This window comes from Burkholderia sp. KL41 (assembly GCF_057005415.2).
In genome coordinates, this window is the sequence record NZ_CM174447.1 from 91,193 (window position 1) to 111,540 (window position 20,348).

Sequence of the window (20,348 nt, forward strand, 5' to 3'; positions counted from 1 at the left end):
CCGACGAGGCAAACGCAATGGACGCAATCGACGCAATCGACGAAAGCACGCTGCAGGGGCAACTGAAGACCTGGCGCCGCCACCTGCACCAGCATCCGGAGACGGGTTTCGAGGAAGTGAACACGTCGGACTACGTCGCGCGCATCCTGACGGCACTCGGGCTCGACGTGCATCGCGGGATCGGCGGTACGGGGCTCGTCGCGAACCTGACGGCCGGCACCGGCAAGCGCGCGATCGGCATCCGCGCGGACATGGACGCGCTGAACATCGCCGAGCACGCGCCGGGCCGCGAACATGCGTCGCGCACGCCGGGCAAGATGCACGCGTGCGGGCACGACGGCCACATGTCGATGGTGCTCGGTGCGGCACGGTTGCTGGCCGAGCGCAAGGATTTCGACGGGACGGTGCGTTTCATTTTCCAGCCGGCCGAGGAGCATGGCCGCGGCGCGAAGGCGATGATGGCCGACGGGCTGTTCGAGCGCTTCCCGGTCGACGCGATCTTCGGTGCGCACAACATGCCGGGCATGCGTGCGGGCACCTTCTCGACGCGCGCCGGCGGCATCATGGCGAGCGAGGACAATTTCGTGATCCGGATCGACGGGCGCGGCACGCATGCGGCGCGCCCGCACATGGGCATCGATCCGATCGTGATCGGCGCGCAGGTCGTGCTCGCGCTGCAGACGATCGTGTCGCGCAATCTCGACCCGGGCCAGCAGGCGGTGATCTCCTGCACGGAGTTCATCACCGACGGGCTGCGCAACGTGCTGCCGTCGACGGTGACGATCAAGGGCGACACGCGCAGCTATTCGCGCGACGTGCAGGCGCTGCTGGAAACGCGGATGCGCGAGATCAGCGAAGGGATCTGCCGGACGCACGGCGCGGCGTGCACGTTCGAGTACACGCACGAGTTCGCGCCGACGGTGAATTCGCCGGAGTGGGTCGACACGGCGGTGCGGGCCGCGGCGGAGGTCGCGGGCGCGGAGGCGGTGAATGCCGACGTGCAGCCGATGATGATCTCGGAGGATTTCGGCGCGTTCCTGCAGGCGGTACCCGGCAATTTCGTGTTCATCGGCAACGGTGAAGCGGGTGGCCTCGGCGGCGTGCCGCTGCATAACGCTACGTATGACTTCAACGACGCGATCCTGCCGGTGGGCGCGCGGTATTTCGCGGAAGTGGCGCGGCGGGCGTTGCGGGCGGTGTAACGTGTCGTCGCGCGATTGACGTATCACGGGAAGCGGCTCGCCTGATGGCGGGCCGCTTTGCCGTTCGGCGACACAAGCGACACGAGCGACACGAGCGACACGAGCGGCTCCGCAACGCGGCAGCGCATCGCGAGCACACCGACAGCGCCGTGCCCGCACGATGCGTATCCGCCGCGAACGTCACCGCGTCATACCAGTTCCCCCAGGCACGCGTCGAACTGCGCGACCAGCCGATCGACGTCCTCGGCGGTAGTCTGCGGACACACGAGCATCATGTTGTGGAACGGCGTGATCAGCACGCCGCGATTCAGCAGGTACAGGTGCACGATGTGCTCGAGTTCGCTGTCGAGTTGCGCGCCGGCGATCGTGCCGTTGCGCGGCGGCACGGGTGCGAACTGGAACTCGGTGCGCGCGCCGATACGCGTCACGCACCACGGCAGCCCGTGTTTCGCGATCGCCTGCTCGAGCCCCGTCGCCAGCCGCGCGGCGAGTTCGAACATGTGCGCATACGCGGCGTCGGTCGCGACTTCGGCCAGCGTCGCGCGCATCGCATGCATCGCGAGCATGTTCGCGGTGAGCGTCGTGCCGATGCCCGAATGGCCGGGCGGCGCGTTCAGCTTCGCCTGCTTCGCGCGTTCCGCGAATTCGGCGCTGAACCCGTACACCGCGCACGGCACGCCGCCCGCGATCGGTTTGCCGACCACCAGCATGTCCGGTTCGAGATCGTGCGCGACCGCGTAGCCGCCCGGGCCGCTGCTGATCGTGTGCGTCTCGTCGATCACGAGGAGCGTGCCGTAGCGGCGCGTCAGTTCGCGCGCGGCCGCCCAGAAGCCCGGGTCGGGCAGCACCATCCCGATGTTCGTCATCGCGGGCTCGGCGAGCACGCACGCGACGTCGCCATCCTTCAATGCGGCTTCGAGCGCGGCCAGGTCGTTGAATTCGACGACGCGCGTGTTCGCGAGCAGGTCGTAGGCTTGCCCGAGCAGGCTGTCGCGCTGCACCGGGCGGCTGTCGACGAGATCGACGAATACGTCGTCGACCGTGCCGTGATAACAGCCGTTGAACACGACGATCGTGTTGCGGCCGGTGGCCGCGCGCGCCCAGCGCAGCACGAAGCGGTTCGCGTCGCTCGCGCTCAGTGCGAACTGCCAGATCGGCAGCTTGAAGCGGCGCGCGAGTTCGCGCGACACCCATGCGGCGTCCTCGCTCGGCAGCATCGTCGTGTAGCCGCGCGTCGCCTGTTCGACGAGCGCACGCGCGACAGGTTCGGGCGCGTGGCCGAACATCGCGCCCGTATCGCCGAGGCAGAAATCCACGTAGCGATGGCCGTCGACGTCGGTGAACGTTGCGCCGCGCGCCTCCTTCACATACAGCGAGAACGGCGTCGACCAGTCCTGCATCCAGTGCAACGGCACGCCGAACAGCAAGTGCTCGGATGCTTCCGCGGACAGCGCGCGGGAGACCGGCATGGCTTCGGTGAACGCTTGGCGCTCGCGATCGAACAGCGCGCGGGCGCGGATGAGGTCGACTCCGTGGCGGGAAGGCAAAGGCAGCTCCTGGGCTGTGAAGAAGGAGAAACGATAGCGCGGCCGGCAGGGGGCTGAACAGAGGCGGAATTACCGAGGCGAGGGGGCGCGCGAATATCCGCTGCGGCTGTCGAACGGTCGCGACGACATGGCCGACGCAAGGGGTGTGCTGACGGGCAAGACAGGCGACGCGGAAATCGTATCCGGCGCCGCTCGCACGATCATTCTGGTCAAGCCCGGGCACGACGGCTTTGACGGCTACGACGAAACCCGCAACTTGAAAGTCAGCGCCCATGTGCCGGTCGTCAGCGGGGCGACCTCGACCAACGGGAGTGATCACGGCGATCTGGTGCTGGTGTTCGAACCGGCTGCTTCGGCTGGGCGCGAGCCGGCGACGGGTGCGGTAGCGGCTGCCGGCGAGTAGGTCGTTGCCCCGGCGGACGGTGTCAGCCGGGGCATTTCAGTTGAAGTTTTTGCGCATAAACATACGACAACGTATTTCTAACAGCGCATTCGACGATGTGAGTGGGCACACACATTCAGCGGGCCGGTTCGGTAAAAACGGGGTAAGCGACAAATGCGTGTCCTGTTTTGATCGCATTTAGACTGCGCGTCGTGATGCGACGACGTATCACTCGTGATCTGCCGCCGGACGTGTCGATACCCCATGCACTGAACAACGGCACGCCGCCTGTGCCGGCCGTGCAGCCGATCTCCGGCGAGACGATCAGCGACTGTGACTTCGGCACGCCGGTCGCGTCGGGTACGCCGACGGTCACGTCGCCGGGGCCGATCCATGCTTTCAACGTGAGCGCGCTGACGCTGACGAACGTGACGATCGCCACGCAGGCCGTCAATACGACGATCACCGACAAACGGTGACGTGATGTGAGATGAAGGTGAAGGGCATTCGCGTGCCGCGGTCGATGCACGCGACCGCGAACCTGATTGAACGCGTCAAGCCAGCGTCTTGACCATGTGGTGTTCGTCGTAGAACCGCCCGTCGACGAACAGCGAGCGCGGTTCCGTGCCGAACCGGACGAATCCCTGCGACGCATATAGCCGTTCCGCGGTGCCGTTGACCTCGTTTACGCACAGCATCAGTTGCTTGCACTGCCACGCCTGCGCCGCATGCGCGGTTGCGCTTTCGAGCAGCGTCTGCGCGATGCCCTGCCCGCGATAGGCGGGATCGACGAACACGCCCCAGATCGTCGCCTTGTGCGCGATCTTCGCGCGCGCATCGCGGCGCACGCCGGTGATGCCGACGAGCGTATCGCCGTCGAATGCGCCGAACACGGCACGTTCGTGGGTCGGCGTGATGCGTATCGCGAATTCGTCGACCGGCACCTGCGATTCTTCGTCGGGTGTCGGCAGGAAAGACGTGGGCGCGGTGTCGACCGCACGCAGGCGAACGGTCTGGAAACGGGCGGCGTCGGCCGCGTCGAGCAGGCGAGTCGTGATCGTCATCGAGGGGATTCCGGTTGAGGGTCGTGCATGCCGGAGCGGGCCGCTATGGCCGCTATGACCGATAGGGCCGCGGAATGCATCGTACTAATCCTAATAGGAATCCGGATCGCGCGTGTCGGCGTTCCGCGTTCCGCGTATCGCTCGCCGTGGCCGCGCCGTTGCGTTCAGATCGCGTCGCGCGGCCGTCGCGCGTCGCCGTCGACGCAGCACGCGAGCACCTCGGCATCGGTGTCGCCGAGGCTCAGGTACACGTGCCCGACAGCGCTGTCGAAGTACAGGCTGTCGCCGGCGCCGAGCCGGTACGCGTGGCCGTTCTCGAAGCGCAGTTCCAGCTCGCCGCTCAGCACGAACACGAACTCCTCGCCGCTGTGCCGGATGTAGTCCGCGAAGTCCGACAGCTTGCGCGCATGGATCCGCCCGCGCACGGGCACCATCCGTTTGCCGGTCAGGTCGTTCGCGAGCATCCCGTACGCATAGTTCGGCGTGTCGTAGACCATCTGCTGGCCGGCCGGCGTGAACGACGGCGTCATCGCGCCGGCGGGCGCGGGCCGGCCGAACATCGTGTCGAAGTCGAGCGCGAGCGCATGCGTGAGCGCCGCGAACTTGTCGTAGGTGAGCGCAATGTCGCCGCGCTCGGCCTTCGAAATCGTCGACACCGCGATACCGGAACGCTCGGACAGTTGCGCGAGCGTCAGGCCGCGTGACTTGCGCGCGTCGCGCAGCCGCGCGCCGACTGTCTGGTGGTCGAGTTGCGGCGTGGTGTCGGTGGGCGGCGGAACGGGAACGGTGGATTTGGGCATGCGGATACAGGGCGCGACGTGAATACGGGTTTTGTCGTATACGAGAATAAATTTTCTCGTATATGATAATTTTCGTCGAAAGCGCCGACGGTCGGCGTGACGGCCACTCTAGCATCGGACGACGCGAAACTCGCGCGGCCGGTGCGGCCGGCCTGAACGACACGTGCGCGACACGTGTACGAATCGTGTCCGAATCGGCACAGCCCGCCCGTGCGGCGGCGCCCCGATCCTGCGCACGCCAGCGGTCTTTCCAGTCATTTCCCCGGCCGGTCGCGGCCGGGCCCGTGAAGGTGCAATCCATGTCCAGTGAAATCAAACGTCTGCAGACCGGCGCACGCATGAGCCAGGTCGTGATCGCGAACGGCATCGTCCATCTGGCCGGCCAGGTGCCCGATACGGCCGGCGCGCCGATCGCCGTACAGGCGACCGAAATCCTCACGCGCATCGACGCGCTGCTCGCGTCGGCCGGCGTCGACAAGACGCGCGTGCTCACGGCCAACGTATGGCTCAGCGACGCCGCGCATTTCGACGCGTTCAACGAGGTGTGGGACGCCTGGGTGCCGGCCGGCCACGCGCCGACCCGCGCGTGCGTGCAGGCGTTGCTGATGAAGCCCGGTCTCGACGTCGAGATCGCCGTGACCGCGCTCGCCTGACGCCGGCGCCGCCCGCCGCGAGGAGCTCCCGATGACCTACGACACGCTTGTCCTGGGCGGCGGCATGATCGGCGTATCCGTCGCCGTTCACCTGCAGCAGCGCGGCCTGTCGGTCGCGCTCGTCGACCGCAAGGCACCCGGCAACGAGACGTCGCTCGGCAACGCCGGGCTGATCCAGCGCGAAGGCGTGTACCCGTATGCGTTTCCGCGCGGCTTCGGCACGCTGCTGAAATACGCGTGCAACCGCGCGCCCGATGTCCGCTATCACGTCGGCGCGCTGCCGAAGCTGATCCCGTTCCTGTACCGCTACTGGCGCAATTCGCATCCGGCGCGCCATGCGGAGATCGCGCGCGCGTATGCGCCGCTGATCGAACATTGCGTGACCGAGCATCGCGCGCTGATCGAAGCGTCCGGCGCCGGCGCACTGCTGCGCGAAGGCGGCTGGCTGAAGGTGTTCCGCACGGCCGCGACGCGCGATGCCGAAACGCGCGACGCCGAGCGCTGGCGTGCCGAATACGGCGTGACCTTCGATGCGCTCGATGCGGCCGCGCTGCGCGACGCGGAACCGAACCTGAGCCGCGCGCTGATCGGCGCACTGCGTTACACGGGCTCCGATTCGATCAGCGATCCGAATGCACTCGTCACCGCTTATGCGCGCCGCTTCGAGCAACTCGGCGGCCGCATCCTGACCGGCGACGCGCTGACGCTGTCGGCCGCGAACGGCTGGCGCGTCGATACCGCGCAAGGCCCGGTCGACGCGCGCGCGGCGGTCGTCGCGCTCGGGCCCTGGTCGGACCTGCTGTGCGAGCGGCTCGGCTACACGCTGCCGCTCGCGGTCAAGCGCGGCTATCACATGCACTACGCGCCGCAGCCGGGCGCGCGGCTGAACCGGCCCGTGCTCGACGCCGACAGCGGCTTCCTGATCACGCCGATGACACGCGGCATCCGCCTGACGACCGGCGTCGAGCTCGGCCATCGCGACACGCCGCCGACGCCGTCCCAGCTTGCCGCCGTCGAACCGGTCGCGCGCGAGCTGTTTCCGCTCGGCGCGCGCGTCGACGGCACGCCGTGGCTCGGCCGCCGGCCCTGCACGCCCGACATGCTGCCCGTGATCGGCGCGGCGCCGCGCCACCGCGATCTGTGGTTCGCGTTCGGGCACGCGCATCACGGCTTCACGCTCGGCCCCGTGACCGGCCGGCTGATCGCCGACCTGATGACCGGCACGCAGCCGTTCGTCGATCCGGCGCCGTTTCGCGTCGAACGTTTTCTGCACGGGCGCTGAACCGGCGTCCGTGCGCTGCAGCAGGGCGGCCGGCACACGACGCCGGCCGCTCCGTCCAGCGGCCGGCCCATCCGGCTTGCCGCGACGATCAACGACTGGAGACGACATGCAACAGCACACGATGCGGCGCGAGCTCGGCGCGCGCCAGATTTCGTTCATGGCCCTCGGCATGGCCATCGGCGTCGGCCTGTTCCTTGGCTCGGCGTCCGCGATCAAGGCGGCCGGGCCCGGCGCGCTCGTCGCGTACCTGATCGGCGGCGCGATGATCTTCCTGATCATGCGCGCGCTCGGCGAGATGGCCGTGCACCGGCCGGTATCCGGCTCGTTCGGCGCGTATGCGTTCGAATACCTCGGGCCGTACGCCGGCTACGTGGTCGGCTGGAGCTACTGGCTGCTGATGGTCGGTGTCGGCGTCGCGGAGACGACCGCCATCGGCATCTACATGGGCTTCTGGTTTCCGGAGGTGCCGCAGTGGCTGTGGGTCGTGGCGGCGATCGCCGCGATCTCGGCGTTCAACCTGCTCAACGTGAAGGTGTACGGCGAGCTGGAGTTCTGGTTCGCGATCGTGAAGGTCGTGACGATCGTGCTGATGATCGCGGGCGGCGCGCTGATCGTGTTCACGGGGATCGGCCATCACGGCGAGCCGGTCGGTCTGTCGAACCTGTGGCGGCACGGCGGCGTGTTTCCGCACGGCGTGCTCGGGGTCGTGAGCGCGCTGCCGATCGTCGCGTATTCGTTCGCGGGCGTCGAGATGATCGGCCTCACGGCCGGCGAGGCGCGCGAGCCGCAGAAGATGATCCCGCGCGCGATCAACTCGGTGCTGTGGCGCATCCTGATCTTCTACGTCGGCGCGCTGTTCATCATCATGGCACTGTATCCGTGGCACGAGCTCGGCGCGCACGGCAGCCCGTTCGTGACGACGTTCGAATCGCTCGGGCTGCGGCAGGCGGCCGGCATCGTCAACTTCGTGGTCGTGACGGCCGCGCTGTCGAGTTTCAACTGCATCGTGTTCAGCGGCGCGCGCATGCTGTCGAGCATGGCCGGCAACGGCCTCGCGCCCGCGTCGTTCGCGGCGCTGAGCGCCAGCGGGTCGCCGTCGCGCGCGGTGCGGGCGACCGTGCTGTTCATGTCGGTCGGCGTGGTGCTGAACTACGTGATGCCCGCGCGCGTGTTCGGCTGGCTGATGTCGTTCCTGTCGTTCGACGTGGCCGTGATCTGGGCGATGATCGTGCTGACGCACATGCGGTTCCGGCGCGTGCTGGCCACGCGCGGCGAGACGGTCGCGTTCCGCCTGCCGTACGCGCCGGTCACGTCGTGGATCTGTCTCGTGTTCGTCGCGTTCGTGTTCGTGATGCTCGGCGTCGATCCGTCGACGCGCGGGTCGCTGTATGCCGGTGCGGCGGTGATGGTGGTGATGACGATCGTCTACCGGCGGTCGCGGCATCTGCAGGCGGCCGCGCGGTCGACGCGGGTCGGGCTCGGGGTCGAGCGGGTGTGACGGCCAGGCTCGGGGGCGCGGATGTCGGAGCGTGTGAGTGGTGGCGCGGTCGTGCGCCGGGTGCGCTGAAGGCGGATGCCGGCGCGTGCGTCATGTGCGCCGCGCCGGCACGAAGGATGAGGATGGGGTGAAGCAGGTACGCCGTCGCGCCGAACCGGCCCCGACGTCAAACGCGCGACGATGCGCCCGATCAGGTCAGGCGCACCGCATCCGAATCAATACCGCGCCAGCTGGTTGCCGTTGATCTGCACGCGATCGCCCGGCCGGAGGTTGCCCGGCGATTGCACGTCGAACGAGCGCATCGTGCCGTCGCTGACCTGCACGTCGATCCGGTAGCTGCTCGGGCCTTGCGCGGCGCCCATCTGCTGGCCGATCTGGTTGCCGGCCACCGCACCGCCGAGCGCACCGATCACGGTCGCCGCATCGCGGCCGTGGCCGCGGCCGAACTGGTTGCCCACCAGGCCGCCGACCAGCGCACCGACGACGGTGCCGGCCACGCCCGACGGGCCGACCGAGCCGTTGACCGGCTGGATGTTCGAGACCGTGCCGTACTGCGTGCCGTAGCCGTTGCCGTATTGCTGCTGATTGCCGTACTGGTCATACGGCTGCGACCCGTATTGCTGCTGGTTGCCGTACTGGTCGTACGGTTGCGGCGCCTGGTTCGGATACGGCTGTTGCTGCTGCACGTAGCCCGGTTGCGAATACGCGGGCTGCGCGTAGCCGGGCGTCGCGTATTGCTGTTGCTGCGGATAGCCCGGCTGCGCGCCGTAGTAACCCGGCGCGACGCAGGCGGTCAGCGGAAGCGCCGCGACGGCGACGAGCGAGGCGAACAGAACGGTCTTCGTGGAAGGCATGCGCATCATGATGATTCCTGCATCGGCAACGGGTTCGCCGACGAATGCCAGGACGGGTGGCGAACTCGGCGTGAGTATAAGGAATGGCGGGTGGCGCGTCCGGTGCGGCCGGGTAACAACGTGTAAAGTCTGTTGCCGCGTAAATCGCCGCCCGGGCGGGGCGATCGCGCAATGCCCGGCGAGGGCGGCGGCGCCCGTTCGGCAACTGCGATGACGCGGATCGACAGCGGTCCGGCGGCTTATCCTGCGAGGCAGTCGGCCCCTCGATGCCGGCGCGCGAAACTTCGGCGTCGGCGACGTCACCCGACGCGCCATCGGCATGCGGGCCGTCGCCGACGAGATCGGACCCCGCAGCCGCACGTGGCTGGCACGGCGTTTGCGCCGCGCATCGCGAAATCGAATGCGCGGCATCGCGACATTTAATTGGCCTCTGCCGGCGCCGTCGGATATCGTGGCCGGATTCCCTGCCAACGCTCGCGCCGGGCCGGCTGCGGTTCCTTCCCCTGTCCGCGCCGATGACGTGCCGCGACCGCCCCACATTCCGAGCCATGACCGATCGTATCTTCATCAACGCCGTCGATGCCGGCGGCCAGCCCATCAACCTCGTCGTCCGTGACGGCCGCTTTACCGCGATCGGCGCCGATCGTGCGGCCGCGCCCGGCGCGGAAACGATCGACCTCGACGGCCGCGTCGTGCTGCCCGGTTTCGTCGATGGCCATATCCACCTCGACAAGAGCTTCGTCGGCGATCGCTGGGTGCCGCACGAAACGGTCGGCACGCTGCGCGAGCGGCTCGCGGTCGAGAAGCGCCAGCTCGCGGCCGCGCCGCCGATCGTCGAGCGCGCGAATGCGCTGATCGCGCAGGCCGCCGCGTTCGGCACGGTCGCGATGCGCAGCCACGTCGACGTCGATGCGACGACGGGCCTGTCGAACCTCCAGGCCGTGATGGCCGCGCGCGAGCAATGGCGCGGCATCGTCGATATCGAACTCGTCGCGTTCCCGCAGGCCGGCGTCGTCACGTGCCCCGGCACTGCGGAGATCCTCGACGCAGCGGTGCGCGAGGGCGCGGACGTGGTCGGCGGGATCGACCCGACGACACTCGACGGCGACGCGGACGGCCAGCTCGACATCGTGTTCGGCATCGCCGAGAAGCGCGGCGCGAAGATCGACATCCACCTGCACGAGCCGGGCGAGACGGGCATCGCGCAACTGCTGCGGATCGCGGCGCGCACGCGCGCGGCGGGGCTCGGCGGGCGCGTGAACGTGAGCCATGCGTACGCGCTCGGCCAGGTGAGCGACGACGACGTGCGGCGCACCGCGGCGGCACTGGCCGAAGCCGGCGTGTCGATCCTGACGAATGCGCCGGGCGACTGCGCGTTTCCGCCGGTACAGCCGCTGCGCGACGCGGGCGTGCTGGTGATCGCGGGCAACGACAACATCCGCGACGCATGGTGGCCCTACGGCAACGGCGACATGCTGCAGCGCGCGATGATGGTCGGCTATCGGTCGGGCTTCTACACCGACGAAGCGCTCGGCATCGCGCTGGACATGGCGACGCATGCCGGCGCGCGTGTGATCGGCAAGGAGAACTATGGAATCGCAGTCGGCTGCGACGCGACGTTCGTCGCGGTGCGTGCGCCGAATGCGGCGGCGGCCGTCGCGGGCGTGCCGGCCGAGCGCTGGGTGTTCCGCCGCGGCGAAAGCGACACGGGCGCGCCGTTCGCCCCTGCGCTGCGCTTCACGCGCTGACCGACCTGGCCGGCGGCACGGCACGCGCCGTGCCGCGTTGCACTGACCGCACTGACTGCACTGACTGACCACACCGGAACCGACATGACGAACCTGCTGATCCGCAACGTCCGCCCGAGCGCCGACGCCGCGCTCGACATCCTGATCGAAGGCGATCGCATCGCGCGCATCGGCCCGTCGCTCGACGCACCCGCCGGCTGCGCGATCGAGGACGGCGCGGGGGCGCTCGCGCTGCCCGGCCTCGTCGAAGGCCACACTCACCTCGACAAGACGCACTGGGGGATGCCGTGGTATCGCAACCAGGTCGGCCCGCGCCTCGTCGACCGGATCGAGAACGAGCGCCACTATCGCGCGACGAGCGGCCACGACGCCGGCGTCGCGTCGCTCGCGCTGGCGCGTGCATTCCTCGCGGCCGGCACGACGCGTATCCGCACCCACGTCGACATCGATACCGAAGCCGGGCTGCGGCATCTGCACGGCGTGCTCGCGACACGCGAGACGCTGCGCGGGCAGGTTGAAATCCAGATCGTCGCGTTTCCTCAATCGGGCGTGCTCAAGCGGCCGGGCACCGACGCGCTGCTGTCCGACGCGCTCGCCGCCGGCGCCGATCTGCTCGGCGGGCTCGACCCGTGCGCGATCGAAGGCGATCCGGTCGAGGCGGTGGACGTGCTGTTCGCGATCGCCGAACGCCATGGCCGCGGGCTCGACCTCCACCTGCACGAGCGCGGCTCGATGGGCGCGTATTCGCTCGACCTGATCCTGCAGCGCACGGCGGCACACGGCATGCAGGGCCAGGTGACGATCAGCCACGGGTTCTGTCTGGGCGATATCGCCGAACGCGAGCGCGATGCGCTGCTTGCCCGGATGGCGGAACTCGGCGTCGGGCTCGTCACGACCGCGCCGGCGGCGGTGCCCGTGCCGCCGGTGGCCGCGTGCCGTGCGGCGGGCGTGACGGTCATCGGCGGCAACGACGGCGTGCGCGATACGTGGACGCCGTACGGGTCGCCCGACATGCTCGAACGCGCGATGCTGATCGGCATGCGCAACGATTTCCGCCGCGACGACGCGCTCGAGGTCGCGCTCGACTGCGTGACGCACGGCGCGGCGCGCGGTTGCGGCTTCGATGGTTACGGGCTGCAGCCGGGCAGCCGCGCGGACGTCGTGCTGGTCGACGCGCTGACGTTCGCCGAGGCCGTCGTCGCACGGCCGGTGCGGCGGCTCGTCGTGTCGTCGGGGAAGATCGTGGTGCGTAACGGCGCGCTGGTCTGAGTGAAACCCGGGTGAAGCATCGCCCCGGTATGATCCGGTTTTCAGCCGGATTTCCCGGGAGAAGACGATGCGACGCACGACCGCGGCACGGGCCGCACGATGGATGGCGGCGGCCCTGTTCGCCGTGAGCGCCGCGCATGCGGTGGCGGCCGGGCCGACGGACACGCGAACGGACGCGCAGCAGGAAGCGAACCGGCGCACGGTGCTCGCGTTCTATGAAAAAGGCCTGAACGAGAAGGATGCCGACGCCGCACTCGCGTATGTCGGCGATCGTTACGTGCAGCACAACCCGAACGCGGCCGACGGCCGCGACGGCTTCCGCCAATTCGTCGCGTTCCTGCGCGACAGGTATCCGCGGTCGCACAGCGAGATCAAGCGCTCGTTCGTCGACGGCGACTACGTGATCCTGCACGTGCACGCGGTGCGCGAACCCGGCACGCGCGGCAGCGCGATCATGGACATCTTCCGGCTCGAGAACGGCAAGATCGTCGAGCACTGGGACGTCAATCAACCCGTGCCCGAGCAGGCCGCGAACGGGAACACGATGTTCTGACGGGGATCGGGCGCGCGGACGTGCCGACGCGCGCGCGAGCGCGAGCGCGTCGCATCGGCCGTGCCGGCGGCGTCGCGGCGTCCGCTCGCTTGCCGCATCCGGCGTTCTCTTTCCTACTGCTCCTCGTGCTCCAGCATGGCCGCGAGCGCCTTCGTCAGTTCGCTGACCATCGGGTCGGCCGTCGGCCGATGCAGGATCGCGATGTCCATGTGTTCGATCGGCGCGAAACCCTGCTTCGCGGTCAGCACGACGTGCTCGTCCGTCACCACGCGTGCGGGCAGCACGCTGATGCCGAGCCCGTCGGCGACGGCGGCCTGGATGCCGCTCAGGCTCGACGTCGTGAAGCTGATCCGCCAGCGGCGGCCGCGTTCCTCGATCGCCTTGATCATGTCGTCGCGATAGAGCCCGCGCGGCGGAAACACGACGATCGGCACCGGGTCGAGATCGATCGACGGATGCGCGGCGCTGTCGATCCAGCGCAGCTTCTCGGGCCAGCGCACGACGGCCTCGCGGCTGTCGCGGCGCTGCTTGATCAGTACGAGGTCGAGTTCGCCGCGGTCGTATGCGGCGCTGATGTCGCGGCTCAGCCCGCACATCACCTCGAGCTTCACTTGCGGATGCTCGCGCTTGAATGCCGCGAGCGCATGCGTCGTGCGGCCCGCCGCGAAATCGTCGGGCACGCCGAGCCGGATCGTCAGCGCGACCGTCGCACCCGACAGCGCTTCCAGCATCTCGTCGTTCAACGCGAGCATGCGCCGCGCATAGCTGAGCACCGTCACGCCCGCGTCGGTCGGCCGCACGTCGCGCGTGCCGCGGTCGAGCAGGCGATGCCCGGCGATTTCCTCGAGCCGGCGCACCTTCTGGCTGACCGTCGACTGCGTCGAGTGCAGGCGCGCGGACGCCGTCGTGAAGCTGCCGCAGTCGGCGACCATCACGAGCGCGCGCAGCAGGTCGATGTCGAACAGGGGTCTATTCATTTCTGCACTTCTGTGGATTCGGGCATTTCATTTTCAAATGCGTGCGACGACTTTTAACATGGCCGGATGCCGTGGGCAATCGCGGTTTCGCCGGACCCGGCGGGGCGTCAGGTGGTGTCGCGGGGGTGACTGACGGATCGAATCCACCGGCTCGGCGCGCGCCGCACGCAAGGAGGACGCCGGACGTTTTTCAAACGGATCGCGATCACCGGCCCGTTTGCGTTGATCACGCTCACGTCGGCCGTGGCCGCCGCCGACGGCGGCACGCTCGAGTGCCGGTTGCGCAGCGCGGCCGACCGTGGCGACGCGGGCGAAGTGCGCACGCTGCTCGAACGCGGCGCGCCGATCGATTCGCGCGACGGGCAGGGCCGCACGGCGCTGCTGCTCGCGACGCACGGCAATCACGTTGAGGCGGCGCGCGTGCTGATCGACGCGGGTGCGGACGTCAACGCGAAGGATGCGATCCAGGACAGCCCGTATTTGTACGCCGGTGCGCGCGGCCATCTCGACATCCTGCGGATGACGCTCGCGCACGGCGCCGACCTGAGCAGCACGAACCGGTATCGCGGCACCGCGCTGATTCCGGCAGCGGCGCGCGGCCATGTGGAGACGGTGCACACGCTGATCGACGCGGGCGTGAACGTCGACCACGTGAACCGGCTCGGCTGGACCGCACTGCTGGAGGCGATCATGCTCGGCGACGGCAGCGAGCGTTATGTGCGGATCGTGCAACTGCTCGTCGACGGGCACGCGGACGTCGATCTCGCGGATTCGAACGGCGAGACGCCGCTGCGGCATGCGCGGCGGCGCGGTAGGGTTCAGCGGCCGCGAGACTTTTGTTCGGGCATGCCGCCGGGAAGTTTCCGCAGGAATGCTTCGGCCAGTTCGACGCAATAGTCGAACGACGGCGTGTAGCCGAGTGTCCGGATGCCGTCGAAACGCGACTTGACGAAGGCGCGATGCTCGTTGAGCAGGCGCAAAAACGTATCGCGATGCCGAACGAGAAATGGTCCGGCTTCCATCAGGCTCTCAGGCTCCCGCTCGATGACCAGACACAAATCGAACAGGTCCCGCGCGGTCGGGCGATCGCCACGGTGCCACATTTTCTTGGCGACGATTTCCGCGGAAGTCTCGACCTTGACGACGTGATCCATCAGCATCCATTCGTCGTAGCCGGGAGACATCAGATTTCGGGAGACTACGAAGTCGATTTCGCCGTCGGGCAGCACCAGCTTCACGAAACCAGCATGTTCTTCGTAGTGCGTCGTGATGTCGGATGCAGCGTCGCTGATGCGGGGATTCACGTACCCGAGATACTGCGGATCGGGTACGAAGATGTCGACATCCTTGCTGACGCGATGGCCGTGGCGCAGCATGAGAACCGTGCCTCCACCGAACGTCCAGAACGGATTCGACGTGCCGTGCTTGCGTATCTCGTCACCAGCGTCACGGCGTGACGAAAAAGGCCTTGCCACGGGCCGTCGGGCAACGCGATTGGTGCAGTCATGCCCATACCTCCCGATACAGGTGAAGATCCTTCGACCATGCCGCCAGGTTTTTCCAGATGGTCCGAAGCGGAGTGCCCGAGCGCTCCGCAGCCTCCTCGGCTGCTTGCACCACAACAGGTAACGGCACTTCGTCGAGGATGACGGAGAACTGCGATTCGTATCCTTCCGGAATGTGTCCGGTGATCAACGCGTCGGCCAGCAAGCGTTCGGTCAATTCGCCCTTGTAGCTGACGTTCGCGCTCACAACGGCCTTGTAAAGGCCGTTGTGAGCCTGTCGCGGCAATGCCAGGAGTTCGATGCCGAGCACGCTGAGCAACGGGATCAGCTTGTTGATGCCGAGATCCTTGACCTTGCCGGCTTCGAGCTGGTTGACGGTGAACCGGGACAGTCCGGCGAGCTTGGCAAGCTGGGCCTGTGTGAGATCGAGTTCCGCCCTCCGTTTCGCAACGGCCTGACCGATTTCGTAGAGTTGCACGTTGACCTCCCGGCGCAGGTTCGATGCGCGTGAATGCAAAGTATGTCTTACATGCAGGGGTGGCCAAGTGTCTCCGAGCATTGTCTTTTGCGGTATAGGACGCGTCGTCGATGCCGCCGGAGCGGAATCGGGTGATGCCTGTATAGACATCGTTATTTCACGGAAATCCGGAAAAACGCGCCCTGTGGCGGGCGCGCGTCTCCTAGGGTAAACACCCGAAAATCTCGTAAATCCACGCGATGTGCATGTGTTTAGGGCGTCATTTCCGGCCTCTCGCAGTCTCCTGACCTTAATCCGCGCATTCTGCCTTCCCCCTGCTTGCGCTCGAAATTTGAGCGGTCTAGACTGCATCGCAGTTTCATCGAAGTCCCAGTCTTTCGCGCACCGCGCCGGGCGTTCCGGCGCAACGCCCCCCACCGGACGCCGGCGCTCGCGCGCCGCGTCGAGACCATCAAGGACACGCCATGAACCGCACTGCAAAGCTTCTCGTTACCGCGCTGGCGTTCGCGCCGCTCGTGTCGTTCGCGCAGGACACGTCGACGATCCGCTGGGGCATCGACCCTACGTATCCGCCGTTCGAGGCGAAGCAGCCCGACGGCTCGCTCGCCGGCTTCGACATCGACCTGCGCAATGCGATCTGCGAGCAGCTGCGTGCGAAGTGCGTCTGGGTCGAGCAGGGCTTCGACGGGATGATTCCGGCGCTGCGCGCGCGCAAGTTCGACGTGATCATGTCCGCGATGACGGCCACCGACGAGCGGCTCAAGCAGATCGACTTCTCGAACAAGCTGTATGCGTCGCCGGGCGCGCTCGTCGCGCCGGTCGGCTCGAAGCTGCTGCCGACCGCCGCGTCGCTCGCGGGCAAGCGCGTCGGGATCGACCAGGGCACGACGCAGGAGGCGTACGCGAAGGCCGAATGGGCGACCAGGGGCGTGACGATCGTCTCGTACCAGAACCAGGACCAGGTGTACCAGGATCTCGTCAACGGCCGCCTCGACGCGACCTTCCAGGACAAGACGCAGGCCGGCTATTCGTTCCTGAAGACGCCGCGCGGCAAGGGCTATGCGTTCGCGGGCCCTGACGTGACCGACGTGCGGATCACCGGCTACGGCGTCGCGATGGGCGTGCGCAAGGGCGACGACGCGATGAAGAAGCGGCTGAACGACGCGATCGTCGCGATCCGCGCGAACGGTACGTACCAGAAGATCGCCGCGAAATATTTCGACTTCGACATCTACGGTGCGAAGCAGCAGCTGACTTCGGCACCGTGATTCGGTGACTCCGCAATTCATTCAATCGACAGGCACACCATGACGAGTATCGAGGATCGCGTCGCGCAAGCCGTGACGCCCGAACTGATCGCCGCGTTCCGCGAGGAAGGTGCGGTCTGCATCAAGGGCATCTTCTCGCCCGACGAAGTCGCCGCGCTGCGCGCCGGCATCGACGCGAATCTCGCGCAGCCGAGCCCGCGCGCGAAAGTCGCGAGCCGGCCCGACGATCCGGGCTGGTTCTTCGAGGATTTCTGCAACTGGCAGCACAACGACGCGTATCGCGACTTCATCGTGCGCTCGCCCGCGCCGTCGGTGGCCGCCGCGCTGATGGGCACGGAGAACGTGCGGCTCCATCACGACCACCTGCTCGTGAAGGAGCCCGGCACGCGGCAGCGCACGCCGTGGCACCAGGACCAGCCGTACTACAACATCGAGGGCGACGACAACGTCAGCATGTGGATTCCGGTCGATCCGGTGCCGCTCGAATCGACGCTGGAATTCGTCGCGGGCTCGCATCGCGGGCCGTGGCTGATGCCGCGCACGTTCATGGACAAGGAAGCGAAGTGGTTTCCGGAAGGCAGCCTCGCGGACCTGCCCGACATCGAAGGCGACCGCGCGGCCTTCCCGATCCGCCATTGGGCGCTCGAGCCCGGCGACATGGTGTGCTTCCGGATGCTCACGCTGCACGCGTCGGGCGGTACGCAGAACCGTCGGCGCGCGTTCTCGATCCGCTTCGTCGGCGACGATGTCCGTCACGCGCCGCGCCGCTGGAAGACGTCGCCCGATTTCCCCGGGCTCGCGGAGCAACTGCCCGATGGCGCACCGCTCGACCACCCGCTGTTTCCGGTCGTGTGGTCGCGTGGCGCGGGGCAGGCCGGCGCGCTTTGACGCCGGCGGGCGGGCGTGAACGACGCGGCGGCCGTTTTCTGACGAAACGGCCGCCGCGCGCTTTTGTGCGGGCCGGTGTTTGACGAAGGGTGTGTGACGAAGGATCAGGTCGGGTGGCGCCCGGCGCCCGGCTTGAAGCGCGAGCCGAGCCGGTAGCGGTTGCCCGGATGCAGGAAGTGCACGAACGTGACGGGCAACCCGTTCGTCCAGGTGCGGCGCGTGAGCGTGAGACACGGCTCGTCGGCGCGCATGTCGAGCAGCCGCGCCTGTTCGCCGGTCGGCAGCGACGCATCGACCACGTGCTCGATTTCCAGTTCGTAGTGCGACACGTTGTTGTACAGGTACTCGGACGGCGGTTCGACCTGGAAATCCTGGTCGATGAAACCGGGCGCGGCGGCCGGGTTCACGTAGCGATCCTCGAGCTGGATCGGGCGGCCGTTTTCCTCGTGCACGCACACCACGTGAAAAACCGGCGTATTGACCGGCAGGCCGAACGCGGCCGCGACGTCGAACGACGCGGGCTCGCTCGACTGGCTCAGCACGCGGCAGCGGTATTCGTGCCCGCGCGCGCGGATTTCGTCGCGGATGTGCGCGATCATCAGCAGGTTCGACTGCGGCTTCACCTCGGCGACGAACGTGCCGACGCCCGCGATGCGCTTCAGCACGCCTTCCTCGGTCAGCTCGCGCAGCGCGCGGTTGACCGTCATGCGTGCGACGCCGAACTGCGCGGCGAGATCGAGCTCGGACGGAATGCGGTCGCCGGGGCGCCAGTCGCCCGAGTCGACGTTCTGGCGAACGAGCGTCTTGATCTGCTGGAACGGTGCGGTGGCCTTCGTGACCATCGGGGATCCTTGCGCGAAGAGGTGGCGAGGCTAGTCGTCGTGACTGACGATGACCAGGATCTCCGCCTGCGCGGCGCCGAGGCTGCGCGTGCGGTGCGGGATGAGTGCGTTGAAATAGACTGAATCGCCGGTCTTGAGTTGCACCGTCTCGTTCGGGAATTCGATTTCGACGCGCCCCTTGTGCACGAACAGGAATTCCTCGCCTTCGTGCTCGCGGAACGTCGATGCGACGAATTCGTGCGGCGGATGCACGACGAACGGCAGCATCTTCTTCGGCGCGACGCCGGCCGCGATGCTCTCGAAGCGGTGTGCGCGGCTGTCGGCCGCCGCGCCCATCGCCGTGCGCTCGCCGGCGCGCGTGACCGTGATCAGCTCGCGGTTGCGGCTTTCCGAGAACAACTGTTCGACATCGACATTCAGTGCCTTCGACAGCTTCAGCGCGACCGCGATCGACGGCACGCTCAGGCCGCGCTCGACTTTCGACAGGTAGCTCTTGGTGAGGCCCGTCTCGTCGGCCAGCACATCGAGCGTCCAGCCCTTCTGTTTTCTGAGCAGCTTCAGGCGAATCGTCATGGGGCGCCAGGTGTCCTTCGAAAAACCGATTGTAACGCATGACACAAAGTGTCCTGTGGTGTATCGTGTGTCCCGTGTTCCCGGGAAAGCGGCGCGGACGGCGCGACCAACCCGGCCCATTCAGGAGGTGAACATGGCGGAAACGCTGAATCTGACGAAGGAGGCGCTGGTCGCCCTGGCGGAGCGGCGTCTCGACAACGAGGTGGGCGACAGCGGCTGGTCCGCGCGGCAGAAGCTCGCGCTCACGTGCCGGATCCTGTTCGACGCCGGCCACGATTCCGGCCTGGCCGGGCAGATCACCTGCCGCGCGGGCGACGCCGGCACGTACTACACGCAGCGGCTCGGGCTCGGTTTCGACGAGATCTCGGCCGCGAACCTGCTGCGCGTGAACGAGGATCTCGACGTCGTCGACGGCGAAGGCATCCCGAATCCGGCCAACCGGTTCCATACGTGGATCTATCGCGAGCGCCCGGACGTGAACTGCATCATCCATACGCATCCGGCGCATGTCGCGGCGCTGTCGATGCTCGAGCAGCCGCTCGTCGTGTCGCACATGGATACCTGCCCGCTGTACGACGATTGCGCGTTCCTGAAGGACTGGCCCGGCGTGCCGGTCGGCAACGAGGAGGGCGAGATCATCTCGAAGGCGCTCGGCAGCAAGCGCGCGATCCTGCTGTCGCATCACGGCCAGCTCGTGGTCGGCAAGACGATCGAGGAAGCGTGCATCCTCGCGCTGCTGATCGAGCGGGCCGCGAAGCTGCAACTGCTCGCGATGGCGGCCGGCGAGATCAGGCCGGTGCCGCCGGCGCTGGCGCGCGAAGCGCACGACTGGATTTCGAAGCCGAAGCGCGATGCGGTGACTTTCGACTACTACGCGCGCAGGGCATTGCGCACGCATCGGGACTGCGTCGCGTGAGCGGGCGATTCGCCGCTGCCGTGCCCGACCATCACTGAGGATTACCTAT

At 67.7% G+C, this 20,348-nt stretch carries 21 protein-coding genes and 1 pseudogene; 13 read left to right on the forward strand and 9 right to left on the reverse strand.

What is annotated here, in order from left to right; translation table 11 throughout:
* Positions 1-17 precede the first annotated feature (17 nt).
* Entirely contained in the window at positions 18-1,202 is a 1,185-nt protein-coding gene (locus PQB87_RS18035; RefSeq protein ID WP_489243426.1) for a M20 aminoacylase family protein, read from the forward strand.
* Between the two features lie 188 nt (positions 1,203-1,390).
* Here the strand turns inward: PQB87_RS18035 and PQB87_RS18040 are convergent, their stop codons facing one another.
* Positions 1,391-2,749: an aspartate aminotransferase family protein gene (locus PQB87_RS18040; RefSeq protein ID WP_489243427.1), complete on the reverse strand. Its 1,359-nt coding sequence runs from the start codon at positions 2,747-2,749 to the stop codon at positions 1,391-1,393.
* 127 nt (positions 2,750-2,876) lie between these two features.
* Between PQB87_RS18040 and PQB87_RS18045 the strand changes: the two genes are divergently transcribed.
* Entirely contained in the window at positions 2,877-3,152 is a 276-nt protein-coding gene (locus tag PQB87_RS18045; protein WP_489243428.1) for a hypothetical protein, read from the forward strand.
* A 254-nt stretch (positions 3,153-3,406) separates the two neighbouring features.
* Positions 3,407-3,610 (forward strand): annotated as a pseudogene (locus PQB87_RS18050) (endopolygalacturonase); the annotation flags it as partial.
* Between the two features lie 75 nt (positions 3,611-3,685).
* Here PQB87_RS18050 and PQB87_RS18055 read toward each other — a convergent pair.
* Together PQB87_RS18055 and PQB87_RS18060 are read right to left on the reverse strand one after the other, a co-directional pair.
* Positions 3,686-4,195 (reverse strand): GNAT family N-acetyltransferase, encoded by a 510-nt coding sequence (locus PQB87_RS18055; protein ID WP_113044862.1) that lies wholly within the window; start codon positions 4,193-4,195, stop codon positions 3,686-3,688.
* 164 nt (positions 4,196-4,359) lie between these two features.
* Positions 4,360-4,995 carry a helix-turn-helix domain-containing protein gene (locus PQB87_RS18060; protein WP_489243429.1) on the reverse strand — a complete coding sequence of 212 codons (636 nt, stop codon included), beginning with the start codon at positions 4,993-4,995 and terminating at the stop codon, positions 4,360-4,362.
* A 299-nt stretch (positions 4,996-5,294) separates the two neighbouring features.
* Between PQB87_RS18060 and PQB87_RS18065 the strand changes: the two genes are divergently transcribed.
* The 3 genes from PQB87_RS18065 (at position 5,295) to PQB87_RS18075 (ending at position 8,428) form a co-directional block, all read left to right on the forward strand.
* Complete coding sequence (locus PQB87_RS18065) at positions 5,295-5,648, forward strand: RidA family protein (RefSeq protein WP_489243430.1); 354 nt, start codon at positions 5,295-5,297, stop codon at positions 5,646-5,648.
* Positions 5,649-5,679: 31 nt separating this feature from the next.
* On the forward strand, positions 5,680-6,930 hold the full coding sequence (locus PQB87_RS18070) for an NAD(P)/FAD-dependent oxidoreductase (RefSeq protein ID WP_489243431.1): 1,251 nt from the start codon (positions 5,680-5,682) through the stop codon (positions 6,928-6,930).
* 106 nt (positions 6,931-7,036) lie between these two features.
* Positions 7,037-8,428 (forward strand): amino acid permease, encoded by a 1,392-nt coding sequence (locus PQB87_RS18075; RefSeq protein ID WP_489243432.1) that lies wholly within the window; start codon positions 7,037-7,039, stop codon positions 8,426-8,428.
* 215 nt (positions 8,429-8,643) lie between these two features.
* Here the strand turns inward: PQB87_RS18075 and PQB87_RS18080 are convergent, their stop codons facing one another.
* Positions 8,644-9,291, reverse strand: coding sequence for an outer membrane lipoprotein (locus PQB87_RS18080; protein ID WP_027790262.1), 648 nt, complete (start codon positions 9,289-9,291; stop codon positions 8,644-8,646).
* Between the two features lie 539 nt (positions 9,292-9,830).
* On the opposite strand from PQB87_RS18080, the gene PQB87_RS18085 reads away from it, so the two are divergent.
* The 3 genes from PQB87_RS18085 to PQB87_RS18095 all read left to right on the forward strand — a co-directional run bounded on the left by PQB87_RS18085 (position 9,831) and on the right by PQB87_RS18095 (position 12,852).
* Positions 9,831-11,030 carry an amidohydrolase family protein gene (locus PQB87_RS18085; RefSeq protein ID WP_301862921.1) on the forward strand — a complete coding sequence of 400 codons (1,200 nt, stop codon included), beginning with the start codon at positions 9,831-9,833 and terminating at the stop codon, positions 11,028-11,030.
* An 84-nt stretch (positions 11,031-11,114) separates the two neighbouring features.
* Positions 11,115-12,299 (forward strand): amidohydrolase family protein, encoded by a 1,185-nt coding sequence (locus PQB87_RS18090; protein WP_489243433.1) that lies wholly within the window; start codon positions 11,115-11,117, stop codon positions 12,297-12,299.
* 67 nt (positions 12,300-12,366) lie between these two features.
* Entirely contained in the window at positions 12,367-12,852 is a 486-nt protein-coding gene (locus PQB87_RS18095; RefSeq protein WP_489243434.1) for a nuclear transport factor 2 family protein, read from the forward strand.
* Positions 12,853-12,965: 113 nt separating this feature from the next.
* On the opposite strand, the gene PQB87_RS18100 is transcribed toward PQB87_RS18095, so the two are convergent.
* Positions 12,966-13,829 carry a LysR family transcriptional regulator gene (locus tag PQB87_RS18100; RefSeq protein ID WP_059523154.1) on the reverse strand — a complete coding sequence of 288 codons (864 nt, stop codon included), beginning with the start codon at positions 13,827-13,829 and terminating at the stop codon, positions 12,966-12,968.
* A gap of 222 nt (positions 13,830-14,051) precedes the next feature.
* On the opposite strand from PQB87_RS18100, the gene PQB87_RS18105 reads away from it, so the two are divergent.
* The gene (locus PQB87_RS18105; RefSeq protein WP_489243435.1) at positions 14,052-14,726 is read left to right on the forward strand and encodes an ankyrin repeat domain-containing protein; all 675 of its coding nucleotides are present in this window, start codon (positions 14,052-14,054) and stop codon (positions 14,724-14,726) included.
* Here the strand turns inward: PQB87_RS18105 and PQB87_RS18110 are convergent.
* Both PQB87_RS18110 and PQB87_RS18115 read right to left on the reverse strand, forming a co-directional pair.
* On the reverse strand, positions 14,648-15,304 hold the full coding sequence (locus tag PQB87_RS18110; protein ID WP_489243436.1) for a nucleotidyl transferase AbiEii/AbiGii toxin family protein: 657 nt from the start codon (positions 15,302-15,304) through the stop codon (positions 14,648-14,650). The genes PQB87_RS18105 and PQB87_RS18110 overlap by 79 nt on opposite strands.
* A gap of 28 nt (positions 15,305-15,332) precedes the next feature.
* Positions 15,333-15,812, reverse strand: a complete 480-nt coding sequence (locus PQB87_RS18115; RefSeq protein ID WP_489243437.1) for a helix-turn-helix domain-containing protein — start codon at positions 15,810-15,812, stop codon at positions 15,333-15,335.
* Between the two features lie 464 nt (positions 15,813-16,276).
* On the opposite strand from PQB87_RS18115, the gene PQB87_RS18120 reads away from it, so the two are divergent.
* Positions 16,277-17,080: an ABC transporter substrate-binding protein gene (locus tag PQB87_RS18120; RefSeq protein ID WP_048023756.1), complete on the forward strand. Its 804-nt coding sequence runs from the start codon at positions 16,277-16,279 to the stop codon at positions 17,078-17,080.
* Between the two features lie 39 nt (positions 17,081-17,119).
* A complete protein-coding gene (locus PQB87_RS18125; RefSeq protein ID WP_059553171.1) occupies positions 17,120-17,968 on the forward strand; it encodes a phytanoyl-CoA dioxygenase family protein in 849 nt (282 codons plus the stop codon).
* A gap of 104 nt (positions 17,969-18,072) precedes the next feature.
* On the opposite strand, the gene hutC is transcribed toward PQB87_RS18125, so the two are convergent.
* Positions 18,073-18,810 carry a histidine utilization transcriptional repressor HutC gene (hutC, locus tag PQB87_RS18130; protein ID WP_048023760.1) on the reverse strand — a complete coding sequence of 246 codons (738 nt, stop codon included), beginning with the start codon at positions 18,808-18,810 and terminating at the stop codon, positions 18,073-18,075.
* Positions 18,811-18,840: 30 nt separating this feature from the next.
* Entirely contained in the window at positions 18,841-19,383 is a 543-nt protein-coding gene (locus tag PQB87_RS18135; RefSeq protein ID WP_060067969.1) for a helix-turn-helix domain-containing protein, read from the reverse strand.
* Positions 19,384-19,516: 133 nt separating this feature from the next.
* Between PQB87_RS18135 and PQB87_RS18140 the strand changes: the two genes are divergently transcribed.
* Positions 19,517-20,299: an aldolase gene (locus PQB87_RS18140; RefSeq protein WP_048023762.1), complete on the forward strand. Its 783-nt coding sequence runs from the start codon at positions 19,517-19,519 to the stop codon at positions 20,297-20,299.
* The last annotated feature ends 49 nt before the right edge of the window (positions 20,300-20,348 follow it).